Annotated in this window: 6 protein-coding genes; 1 reads left to right on the forward strand and 5 read right to left on the reverse strand. The window is 73.6% G+C overall.

Features of this window, described 5'->3' with window-relative positions; all coding sequences use genetic code 11:
- Positions 1 to 39 precede the first annotated feature (39 nt).
- Entirely contained in the window at positions 40 to 912 is an 873-nt protein-coding gene (locus BG90_RS15025; protein WP_010122726.1) for a glycosyltransferase family 32 protein, read from the forward strand.
- On the opposite strand, the gene BG90_RS32880 is transcribed toward BG90_RS15025, so the two are convergent.
- The 5 genes from BG90_RS32880 to BG90_RS15045 all read right to left on the reverse strand — a co-directional run bounded on the left by BG90_RS32880 (position 821) and on the right by BG90_RS15045 (position 11,615).
- Positions 821 to 1,315, reverse strand: a complete 495-nt coding sequence (locus tag BG90_RS32880) for a Rossmann-fold NAD(P)-binding domain-containing protein (protein ID WP_010122725.1) — start codon at positions 1,313 to 1,315, stop codon at positions 821 to 823. The two genes, BG90_RS15025 and BG90_RS32880, sit on opposite strands and share 92 nt — an antisense overlap.
- Before the next feature lie 10 nt (positions 1,316 to 1,325).
- Positions 1,326 to 1,850 (reverse strand): aspartyl/asparaginyl beta-hydroxylase domain-containing protein, encoded by a 525-nt coding sequence (locus tag BG90_RS15030; RefSeq protein WP_010110933.1) that lies wholly within the window; start codon positions 1,848 to 1,850, stop codon positions 1,326 to 1,328.
- Positions 1,851 to 1,935: 85 nt separating this feature from the next.
- The gene (locus BG90_RS15035) at positions 1,936 to 2,157 is read right to left on the reverse strand and encodes a hypothetical protein (protein WP_010122723.1); all 222 of its coding nucleotides are present in this window, start codon (positions 2,155 to 2,157) and stop codon (positions 1,936 to 1,938) included.
- On the reverse strand, positions 2,154 to 11,327 hold the full coding sequence (locus tag BG90_RS15040) for a non-ribosomal peptide synthetase (protein WP_045568198.1): 9,174 nt from the start codon (positions 11,325 to 11,327) through the stop codon (positions 2,154 to 2,156). Before BG90_RS15040 ends, BG90_RS15035 begins: the two co-directional genes overlap by 4 nt.
- Positions 11,328 to 11,402: 75 nt before the next feature.
- On the reverse strand, positions 11,403 to 11,615 hold the full coding sequence (locus BG90_RS15045) for an MbtH family protein (RefSeq protein WP_010121583.1): 213 nt from the start codon (positions 11,613 to 11,615) through the stop codon (positions 11,403 to 11,405).
- Positions 11,616 to 11,633: the final 18 nt, after the last annotated feature.

An 11,633-nucleotide genomic window follows, 5' to 3' on the forward strand; every position in this document is an offset into this window, starting at 1 on the left:
GCCACCCGACGCGACGCCTGTGCGCCGGCGACCCGGCCGATGTCCCGCAATTCATCGGCAGACGCGCACCGCGGCGACGTCTACGATGCACGTACCGATCGACGCGACCCGATCGACGGCGCGGTTGCGGCCCGGCGGACGGCGGGCCGCAATGAATCGACCATCGACGAGGACACCGTGATCCGGCCGATCCCGAAGACGCTTCATCAGATCTGGTATCAAGGCGAGCATGCGCTGCCGGAGAAATATCGGCGCTACCGGGCGTCGTGGCGGCGCAACCATCCGGACTGGACGCTGCGCCTCTGGGATGCGCGCGCGCTGCGCGAGCACGTCGCCGCGCATCATCGCTGGTTCCTGCCGCGCTACGACGCGTTCGCGCACGACATCCAGCGCATCGACAGCGCGCGCTACTGCGTGCTCGCCACGTTCGGCGGCCTGTACGCCGACGTCGACATCGAGAGCCTGCGGCCCGTCGATGCGCTGCTCGACGGTCACGAGCTCGTGCTGTCGGCGACGCGCGGCTACAACAACGCGCTGATCGGCAGCGCGCCCGGACATCCGCTGTGGCGGACGGTGCTCGACGCGCTTCGCGACGGCGCGACGGCGCCGCTCGACGACATGCCGGCGCGTCTGCGCACGAGCGCGTCGGTGCGGATCGCGGCGACGACCGGGCCGCGCTTCTTCACGATGTGCGTCGAGCGAAGCGGCGTGACGGCGTCGCATACGACGCTGCGCTGCCCCGGCCATTATTTCGAGCCGGATGCGGCGCAGGCGGCGAGCGTCGGCGCGCTCGCCGCGTACGGCCGGCACGACATGGATCTCAACTGGCAGTCGCTGTCCGCGCGGCTGCTGTCGAGGCTTTCGCGATCGGTTTTCGCGGCGTGCGCGAAGCTGCGCGGCAAGCGCGCATGAGCGCGGGCCGTGCGCCGCGCGCGTGCGAAGCGCCCGCGTGATACGACGGTCGGCTAACGCCTTCGGCGACGCGCAGGCCGTCGGTCATTTCGTCGATCAGCGCGTACGGCGTCGTCGTCGTGCGCCCGTCCGGAGTGTGCGTGCGGCCCCTCGTTGGATCGCCGAGGTAGCAGATGTGGTCGCCGATGCGCGCGCAGGCGACGGACATGACGGCCGGCTTGCGCCCGCTCGCGCGGCCGAGCGCGTCGATCGCCGAGAGGCTGTTGTCCGCGCCGCCGCCGAGGTTGTGGACCTCGGCGGCGCGCGGCGCGTCGGAGCACGCGCGGATGAAGCCGGGTGCGAGCGTGTCGACGACTTCGAAGCCGATCGGGCCGCCCGAGCCGGTGACGAGCCGCGCGGACATGATCGCGCGCTCAGTAGGTGTAGAACTCGGCGGGGAACGTCACGGCGCGCGACGGGTCGCGCTTGAAGTCGAACAGCAGCACGACCCGCGTCTTCGTGCCGCGATTCCATGCTTCGTGCTCGGTGGTGTCGTCGAACACGAGACACGAGCCCGCGCTCCAGCTCCGCACTTCCGGGCCCACGCGGATCGCGCAGTTCTCGGAGGGCTTGAGGCCGACGTGGCAGCGAAGCACTTCGTTCGTGTAGCCGTAGTGCGGGCCGATGTAGGTGCCGGGGGCGAGCGACGAGAAGCCGGCGTTGACGAGTCCCGGCACGGATTCGAGCAGGCGCGTCGTCTGCGGGCACAGCAGGCAGTTCTGCTCGATGCGCCGCTCCGCTTTGACGAGCGGAAAGACCGTCCAGTTGCCGTCGTAGATGCTGGTCTCGGGCCACTTGGTGAACGCGGTTTGCGCGAGGTTGTCGAGCTCGTGCAGGATGGTTTCCCAGCCGCGTGCGACGGCGGGGATGGCGGTGAACAGCTCGGGCGGATAGAACACGGTCGTTTCTCCTTGTCGTGGGTCGTAGGCGAATGCGTCGCGGATCGGCGCGCGTCGGCGGGCCACGCGATCGGCTCGGGCCGCGTCATCGACGGGCTCGCGATGCGACGAGCATCGCATCGACGTCGCGCATCGCGCGTGCGGGCCGCGCGTGGAACGCGCGGCCCGGATCGTGAGCGGCGCCGAAGCTCGTGTAGACGACGGGCCGCTCCCCGATGCGGACGAGTCGAAATCCTGCCGCACGTGCCGCTGCGGCCCGCCGGGGCCGCAGGCCGGTCGAGGCGACGTTGACGAACGGCGCTTTCATGATCGGCCGTCCTGTCGGGAGAGCGCGTCGCGGTGCGCGGCCGCCGCGTTTCGAACGCCGATCGCCGCGTCGATGCGCGCGGCGATCGCGTCGGCGAGCGGCTGCAGATGCGGCCCGCGCAGCATGCTCAGGTGGTCGCCCGGCGCGCGATGCACCGACACGCCCGCCGACGTGCGCGCGGACCAGCCGAGGTCGGCGCCGCCGTCCGCCCGGCGCGCGCCGTCGCCGCTCACCCACACGGCGACGGGCGAGCCGATCGCCGCGGGAGCCGGGCGGCTCGCGAGCGCCTTGTCCGCCGCGAGATTCGCGCGGTACACGTCGACCATGCGCGCGATCCGGCTCGCCGGCACCTCGGGCGGCACGACGCCGCTCGTTCGCAGCCGCTCGGCGAGCGCGTCGATCCGCTGCGCGTGCGCGAGCGGCGCGAGCTCGGCCGCGTCGATCCGCACGTCGCGGCCGAGCGACTGCGCGAGCGCGGTCGTCATGTATTCGAGGAGGCGAGGCTCGTCGGCGGGAATCCGCGCGGCGAAGCCGGCGTCGCTCACGGGCGGCGCGTCGAGCGCGACGACGAGGCATGGCGCGGCGCCGCGGCGCTCGAGCGCGCGCGCGACCCACGCGGCGACGGGCGCGCCCCATGAGTAGCCGACGACAACGAGCGGCGCGTCGGCCGCGCCCGCCGCATGCAGCGCACGCGCGTGCGCGTCGGCGATCGCCTCGACGTCGGCGAGGGGCGTCGCGTGTCCGTCGAGGCCGGCCGCTTGCAGGCCGAGCACGCGGTAGCGCTCGCCGAGCGCCGCGGCGAGCGGCACGAGCGGCACGACGAACCCGGAGATGTCGGGCAGCAGCGCGACCGTCGCGCGGTGCGCGTGCGAGTCGCCCGCGAGTGGAATCACCGCGTCGCCGCACGCGCATTCCGCGTGCGGCGGGCGGCCGGCCGCCGCACGCGCGGCCGCGTCGACGGCCGCGCTCAGCGCGTCGATGCCCGTGTGGGCGACGAGCGCGGCGAGCGGCAGCGCGACGCCGAAGCGGCGCTCGATCCGCGCGATCAGCTTGACGGCGAGCAGCGAGTCGCCGCCGAGCTCGAAGAAGCCCGCTTGCAGCGAATCGACCGGCCGGCCGAGCGTGTCTTCCCACAGTGCGCGCATCGCGTCCTCGGTCGGGCCGCCGGCGGCGCGGCGCGCGGCCGCGCGCTCCGGCACGGGCGCGGGCAGGCGGTCGCGGTCGAGCTTGCCGTTCGCGTTGAGCGGCAGCGCGTCGATCGCGAGCACGCGCGCCGGCACGACGGCGGCGGGCAGATGCGCGGCGAGATGCGCGCGCAGCGTCCGTCCGACATCGTGCGCGCGCGCGTCGGAGTCGACGCCGCCGCCGAGCACGGCGTACGCGATCAGCTCCTGCCGTTCGTCCGCATGCGACACGACGCGCGCGGCGGCCTGCCGCACCCACGGATGCGACGCGAGGCACGCGTCGATCTCGGTCAGCTCGATCCGGCTGCCGCGCAGCTTGACCTGCGCGTCGCGCCGGCCGATGAACTCGAGCGCGCCGTCGCGCCGCCAGCGAACCCGGTCGCCCGTCCGATAGAGGCGCTCGCCGCGCGCGAACGGGTCCGGCACGAAGCGCGCGGCCGTGAGCGCCGGGCGATGCAGATAGCCGCGCGCGACGCCGCTGCCGCCGATGTACAGCTCGCCTTCGACGCCGATCGGCGCGAGCTCGCCGCGGCGGTCGAGCACGAGCAGGCGGCTGCCGGCGATCGGCGCGCCGATCGGCGCCGCGGCGCCCGCGGACGGCGTGCGGTCGACGAATTGCATGCTCGCCCAGACGGTGGCCTCGGTCGGGCCGTATTCGTTTGCGAGCAGGCAAGCGGGGGCGCGCCGGTAGTGCGCGTCGACGACGTTCGCGGTCAGCGTCTCGCCCGCGAGCACGACGACTTCGAGCGGCGCGAGCGATGCTCCGCTCAGGTCCGCCGCGAGCTTGTACAGCGACGGCACGCCGAGCCAGCCGGCGATGCGGCCGCGTTCGACCGCGGCGGCGAGCGCGCGCGGATCGCGCGCATCGGCGGCGGCCGGGATATGCAGCGTGCCGCCGCTCGCGAGCATCCAGAAGAGGGTCGCGATCGAGCTGTCGAACGCGAGCGACGGGACGAGCAGCATGCTTGCCACCGGCGGATACGCGCGGATGCGCGCCGACGTCGATGCGGCGAGGCTGCGATGGCTGATCGCGACGCCTTTCGGCACGCCGGTGGAACCGGATGTGAAGATCGCATACGCGAGCGCGTCCGGATGCGCGGGCGAATCGACGGGCGACGCGTCGCGCGCGGCGATGTCGGCCGCGTCGCGATCGACGAGCAGCAGCGCGCGGGCCGCTGCCGCGAAGCGCGGCGCGAGCTCGGCGCGCGTGATCACGAGCGCGGGCCGTGCTTCGCCGACGATCGTCGCGACGCGCGCGGGCGGCTGCTCCGGATCGATCGGCACATAGACGCCTCCCGCCTTCAGAATCGCGAGCAGCGCGACGACCGCGTCGATCGAGCGCTCGAGCGCGACGGCGACCACCGTTTCGACGCCGACGCCCGTCGCCCGCAACTGGCGGGCAAGCCGGTTCGCGGCGGCGTCGAGCTCCGCGTAGCGCAGCGTGCGGCCGCCTGCGACGAGCGCGGGATGCTCGGGCGCGGCGAGCGCGCGCCGCGCGATCGCGTCGTGGACGAGCGTCTCGTCGAGCCGCGTCGCGCGGCGGTCGCCGAAGCCGAGGAGCTGCGCGCGCGCGGCATCGTCGAGAAGCGAGATGCGCGCGAGCGGCGCGTCGGGCGCGCGCGCGATGCCGGCGTACAGCCGGCGCAGCTGCGCGGACCACGCGCCGATCGTCTCGCGGTCGAACAGGTCCGCGTCGTACTGCCAATCGAGCCGCAGTTGTCCGGACGCCGCGTCTTCGTGCGCGAACAGCGTCAGCTCGAACTGCGCGGCGGTTTCGGCGTCGTCGAACGCGTCGACCGCGAGCCCCGGCAGGCGGATCGCATGCCGGGGCGCGTTTTGCAGGACGAGCATCGCCTGGAACAGCGGTGTGCGATCGAGCGCGCGCGCGTGGCCCGACGACGCGACGATCGTCTCGAACGGCACGTCCTGCAGCTCGAACGCGTCGAGCACGACGTCGCGCAAGCCGCGCAGCGCGTCGCGCGCGCTCGGTTCGCCGCGGAAGTCGCAGCGCAGCGGCAGCGTGTTCAGGAAGCAGCCGATCATTCGCTCGGCGTCGCGTGTCGGGCGCTGCGCGATCGGGCTGCCGATCACGACCTCGTCCTGATCCGCGTGGCGGGCGAGGAGCGACGCGTAGCCGGCGAGCAGCACGACAAAGAGCGTCGTGTCCGTTTGCCGCGCAAGCGCGCGCAGCGCGGCCGTTTCGCCGGCATCGAGCGTGAACGACACCTTGCCGCCCGCGTGGCCGCGTCGTGCGCGTCGCGGGCGGTCGGTCGCGAGCGCGAGCGTCTCGGGCGCGCCCGCGAGCCGCCGTCGCCAGCGCGCGAGCGCCGCGTCGAGGCGCGCGTCGGACGCGGCGGCGCGCTGGCGCGTCGCGTAATCGGCATAACCGAACGGCAGCGGCTCGAGCGGCGCTTCGCCCGCATAGAAGTGCGCGAACTCGCGCGCGAAGAGGCCGAGCGACCAGCCGTCGCAGATGATGTGATGCATCGCGACGACGAGAAGCGCGTCGTTCGCGCCGAGTTCCAGCAAGCCGACGCGCAGCGGCGGCGCGGCGGCGAGATCGAAGCGCTCGCGGGCGAAGCGGCGCGCGGCGTCGCGAATGGCGGCGTCGTCGGCGCCGGCGAGATCGACGACGCGCAGCCCGGGCCGCCAGCCGGCGTGCACGCGCTGGCGCGGCTCGTCGCCGACGAGTTCGAACGTCGTGCGCAGGCTTTCGTGGCGCGCGACGATCGCGTCGATCGCGCGCCGCGCGGATGCCACGTCGAGCCGGCCGCGCAGGCGCAGCGCGGACGCGATGTGATAGAGCGCGCTGTCGTCGCCCGCGAGGCGGTCGAGGAACCAGAAGCGCTGTTGCGCGAACGACAGCGGGGCGGCGCGGCGGGTTTCGGTTTCGGCGACGGCCGCGGCCGGACTCGCGTTGCCGGTCCCGGCCGTGGCGGTGGAGGACGGCGACGGTGTCGACGCCGGCGCTCGCGCGTCGGCGGTCGTGCGCCCGTCCGCGCGCGGCCGGGCGGGCGTGTGCGCGTTCGGCGGCGTAGCCGGCTGCATCGGCGTCAGCCGGGACGACGGCTTGGTGGCGCGGTCGTTGTCTGTGCGTGTCGTGCCGGTCGTAGATGTAGGCGTGGGTGCAGGTGCAGATGTGGATGTGGATGTGGATGTGGATGCGGATGCAGAGGCGGCCGTCGTCGTCGCGGCCGCAGTCGCGCCGGACGGTGCTGCGTGGCGATCGGGCGCGTGCTCGTCGGCTCGTTCGTTCTCCCGCTCGTCCGACCGCTCGTCCGCACGTTCGCGCCGCTCGGCGGGCGATTCGGCCGCTTGCGCGGCCGCGTCGATCGCGGCTGCGAGATCCTGCACGGTCGGCCGATCGAAAATCGTCCGCAGCCGCAGGTCGATGCCGTGATCGCCGCGCAGCCGCGCGATCGCCTGCGTCGCGAGCAGCGAATGCCCGCCGAGCTCGAAGAAGTGCCCGGCGCGGCCGACCCGCGCGACGCCGAGCACTTCCGCGTAGACCGCGGCGACGAGCCGCTCGGTCGCGGTCGCCGCATCGGACGCATCGCTTGTCGCCGGCTCGCCGTCGACCGGACGGCCAATGGCCGATGCCTGCTGCGGCGACGGCAGCGCGTCGCGGTCGAGCTTGCCGTTCGGCGTGAGCGGCAGGCGTTCGAGCAGCAGCACGGCCGACGGCACCATGTGCGCGGGCAGGCGCTTTTGCAGATGCGCTCGCAACGTGCGCGGCAGGTCGTCGCCGCCGCGGAACGGGATGTTGAAGAAGCGCAGCAGATCGCCGTTGGCCGGGGCATGCTTGGCCAACGCATCGGACGCATCGGACGCATCGGACGCATCGGGCGCATCGGGCGCATCGGGTGCATCGGGTGCATCAGGCACATCAGCCGCACCCGCTGTTTCAGCCGCATCGCCCGCCCCGAACACCGCCGAAGTCTCCGGCGTCCCCGCGCGCAGCATGTCGCGCGCGGCGTTCGACGGCGCGACGAATGCATCGAACGCGCCGTGCGCATCGCCCGTCGACCACCGCAGCCGGCACGCCGCGCCGGCCGCCGTCGCCGCCGCGTCGACGGCGGCCGGATCGACCGCGTCGCCGCCGGCCATCGTCGCGAACGCGTCGGGCAGCGGCGCGCCGTCGTCTTCGCCGTCGAGCCACGCGAGGAACGCGTTCGCCTGCGCGAGCCTGGCGTTGGGAAGCCGCCGGACCACGACGCCCGGCTCGGCGCGCAGCGCGTCCGCGCATAGCGCCGGCAGGTCGGCGGCGGCCGTCGCATCGAGCGCGCGCGGCGCGGCGGGCGAGGCGGCCGTTGCGCCGCCCGCCTTCGTGACGATCGCATCGTAGCGATACGACGCGAGTTCGTTGGCGCTCGCAAAGCCCTTGAGCCGGACGTCGACGCCGGCGATGTCGTCGCGCTGCCGCCATAGCGCGTCGAAGAACGCCGGATCGACGAGCAGTTCCGGCTCGTGCGCGACGAGGCGGCGCAACTGCTCGCGCAGCGTCGCGCGATCCCGCGCACCGTCGCGCCGCCGCAGCAGCTTCGTCGCCTGAAAATGCCGCAGCAGCGGCAGGCTGCGCAGATCGCCGACGATCAGCCGGCCGCCCGGCGCGAGATGGCCGAGCGCGCGATCCACGACGCGCAGCGCGTAGGCGGCGTCAGGAAAGTACTGCGCGACCGAGTTGACGATGATCGTGTCGAAGTCGCGGGCGAGGCCGTCGAGTTCGTCGGCGGCGCGCTCGACGAGCGTCACCGTGTCGAGCCCGCGCCGTGCGACGACGCGGCGAAGCCGCGCGATCGCCTGCGCGGAGAAGTCGAGCCCGACGAAGCGCTCGCACGACGCCGCGAGCGGCAGCAGCAGCATGCCCGTGCCGCAGCCGATCTCGAGCACGCGGCGCGACGGCCGCTCGCGGATGCGCGCGAGCACCTCGTCTCGCCACATTCGCATCTCGTCGCGCGGGATCGGCGCGCCGTCGTAGCTGTCGGCCCAGCCGACGAGATCGAGCAGCTCATCGTCGGCGTCGCCGCCGCTGTAGATCATGTCGAAGCTGTCGCGCCAGCCGGGTGCGGCCCCGGCCGGCTCCGGGGCCGCGCCGCCGGCCGCGTGCGGGCCGCGCGCGCCGGCGTCGCCGCCGCGCGGCACCGCGTAGGCGGCGAGCTGCGCGGCGTCGCCCGCTCCCGTCACGACGACCGCGCAGTCGGCGACGGCCGGATGCGCGCGCAGTGCCGCCTCGATGTCGCCGAGCTCGATCCGGAAGCCGCGCAGCTTGACCTGCGTGTCCGCGCGGCCGCGGTATTCGAGCCGGCCGTGCGCGTCGACGCGGCCGAGATCGCCGCTGCGATAGAAGCGGCTGCCGGCGTCGTCGACGATGAAGCGCTCGGCCGTCAACGCCTCGCGGCCGAGATAGCCGCGCGATACGCCGGCGCCCCCGACGACGATCTCGCCGACCATGCCGGGCGGCACGGGCTGCAGATGCGCGTCGAGCAACCGGATCGACATGTCGGGCAGCGGCTCGCCGATCAGGCTGCCGTGGCGCCCGCGCACGTCGGCGAGCGTGATGCGCCGATACGTGACGTGCACGGTCGTCTCGGTGATCCCGTACATGTTGACGAGCGCCGGCGCGTCGTCGCCGTGGCGGTCGATCCAGCCGCGCAGGCTCGACAGCTCGAGCGCCTCGCCGCCGAAGATCACGTGGCGCAGCGCGAGCTCCGCCTCGCGGCCGTTGCGCTCCTCTTCGGCGATCAACTGGCGGAACGCCGACGGCGTCTGGTTCAGCACGGTCACGCGCGCGTCGCACAGCAGGTCGTAGAACGCGTCGGCCGTGCGCCGCACCGCCTCGGGCACGATGACGAGCTGCGCGCCGTGCACGAGCGCGCCCCAGATTTCCCACACCGAGAAATCGAACGCGTACGAATGGAACAGCGTCCACACGTCGGTCGAATCGAAGCCGAACAGCGTGTCGGTCGTCGTGAACAGCCGCGCGAGGTTGCGCGCCGTCACGCAAACGCCCTTCGGGCGGCCGGTCGAGCCCGACGTGAAGATCACGTACGCGGTCGCGTCGGGGTCGGGCGCGGGCAGCGGCCGCGGCGCGGCAGGCGGCGCGTCGTCGTCGATCGCCCAGACGGTCGACGACGCGCTCGCGAAGGCGGGCAGCGTCGCGCGCAACGCGCGCTCGGTGAGGACGGCGGCGGGCCGCGCGTCTTCGAGCACGGTCAGCACGCGCGCTTCCGGATAGCCGGGGTCGAGCGGGATGTACGCGGCGCCCGCGCGCAGGACGGCGAGCATCGCGACGATCATGTCGAAGCCGGGCCGGAACCACAGGCCGACGTGCGCGCCGGCGCCGAAGCCCGCGTCGAGCAGCCGGTGCGCGAGCGCGTCGGCGCGCGCGTCGAGCGCGCGATAGCCGAGCGTCGCCGCGCCGAGCCGCAGCGCGATCGCGTCGGGCCGCGCGCGCGCCTGCGCACGCACGCGCTCCGAGACGGGCTCGAAGCGTTCGGCGGCGAGCGGCGCGGCCGGTACGGCAGACGCAACGGCCGTCGGCGGCGCCGTCGACAGCGCGAGCCGCGACACGGGCCGGTCCGGCTCGCGCGCCGCGTGCCCGAGCAGCGCGACGAACTGCGCGGCGAGGCGCTCGACCGACGCGCGCTCGAACAGCGCCGCGTCGAACGAGAACGCGGGCGCGAGCGCGTCGCCGTCGCGCACGACGAACAGCTCGAGATCGAAGCGCGACGCCTCTTGCGTGACGATCGGCTCGACCGTCAGTCCGCCGATCTCGAACGTCGCGTCGGGCGATTGATCGAGCATCGTGACGGCGACCTGGAACAGCGGGTTGCGGCCGGCTTCGCGCGGCACGCGCAGTGCTTCGATCAGCCTGTCGTACGGCAGCGCCGCATGGCTCATCGCGTCGCGGATCACGGCCGTTTGACGGCGCGTCAGCTCGCGCAATCCGGGGTCGCCCGACAGGTCACCGCGCAGCACGACCATGTTCGCGAAAAAGCCGACCATCGCCTGCGTCTCGACGCGGTCGCGCCCCGACACGGACGTGCCGATCACGACGTCATCCTGTCTCGCATGCCGCGCGAGGAGCGCCATGAAGCCCGCGACGAGCACCGAGAAGAGCGTCGTGTGCTCGGCGCGCGCGATGCGCTCGAGCGAGGCCGTCGTGTCGGCGCCGATCGCGAACGGCAGCAGGCGGTCCGTCGCCGCCGTCTTGCGCCGCGCGTGCGAGCGCACGCCGTCGTGCGGCAACTCGAGCGGCGCGGCGCCGGCGAGCTGCTTGCGCCAGAACGCGCGCTCGCGCGCCCAGTCGTCGCCGCTCGCGCGCTGCCACGCGGCGAAGTCGCCGTATTGGATGCGCAGCGGCGGCAGCGCGTGCGCGCGGCCCGCGCATCGCGCGTCGTACAGGCTGACGAGCTCGCGCAGCAGGATGCCCATCGACGTCGCGTCGCCGAACAGATGGTCGAGATGCATCAGCACCGCGCGCTCGCGCGCCGACAGCCGCACGATGCGCAGCCGGAACGGACGTCCCGCCGCGAGATCGAACGGCGTCGCGAAGAGCGCGCGCGCGGCGTCGAGAAGCGCCGCGCGCCGCGTCGCGGCGGGGCGGTCGGTCCAGTCTTCGAGCGCGATGTCGGCGTTGCCCGCCGCGCACACGTGCTGCTCGGGCACGCCGTCGCGCACGCGGATCGCGGTGCGCAGCGCTTCGTGGCGGCGCACGAGCGCGCCGACGCATTCGACGAACAGCGTCTCGTCGAGCTCGCCGAGCAGCCGGAACGCGCTGCCGATCGTATAGCCGTTGCCGCTCTCGTTCAGCTCGTGCAGGAACCACAGGCGCTGCTGCGCGAACGACAGCGGCGCGGCGCCGCCGGGCGGCCGGCGCGGGATCGCGCGGTCGGGCGCGCCGTGGGCGACGTCGTCGCCCGCGAGCGACTTCAGCAACGCGAGATCGAGATCGAAATCGAGATCGAGACCGGTATCGTGGGTCATGTACGCTCCGTCGGATCGGAATCGGCACCGGCAACCGGCAACCGGCAACCGGCAATTGGCGAGGGCGCGCGGCGCTTACGACTGCGATTGCTCGAGGAAGCGCCGCAGGCTGAGCGGGCGCATGTCGGTCCACACCTCGTCGACGTACGCGATGCATTCGTCCTCGGTGCCCGTCTTGCCGACTTCGCGCCAGCCGGCGGGCACGGGCCGGTAGGTCGGCCAGATCGAGTACTGTTCTTCGTCGTTGATGACGACCGTGTAGACGGTGTCGTTGTCGATGTCTGCCATCTGCGTTCTCCTTGGGAA

The sequence above is a fragment of the Burkholderia oklahomensis C6786 genome, assembly GCF_000959365.1.
Taxonomy (GTDB): domain Bacteria; phylum Pseudomonadota; class Gammaproteobacteria; order Burkholderiales; family Burkholderiaceae; genus Burkholderia; species Burkholderia oklahomensis.

Bases quoted from the DNA above. Each gene is read 5' to 3' on its own strand.
- BG90_RS15045 (WP_010121583.1), bottom strand. From the start codon at position 11,615: ATGGCAGACATCGACAACGACACCGTCTACACGGTCGTCATCAACGAC.
- BG90_RS15025 (WP_010122726.1), top strand. From the start codon at position 40: ATGTCCCGCAATTCATCGGCAGACGCGCACCGCGGCGACGTCTACGAT.
- BG90_RS32880 (WP_010122725.1), bottom strand. From the start codon at position 1,315: ATGTCCGCGCGGCTCGTCACCGGCTCGGGCGGCCCGATCGGCTTCGAA.
- BG90_RS15035 (WP_010122723.1), bottom strand. From the start codon at position 2,157: ATGAAAGCGCCGTTCGTCAACGTCGCCTCGACCGGCCTGCGGCCCCGG.
- BG90_RS15040 (WP_045568198.1), bottom strand. From the start codon at position 11,327: ATGACCCACGATACCGGTCTCGATCTCGATTTCGATCTCGATCTCGCG.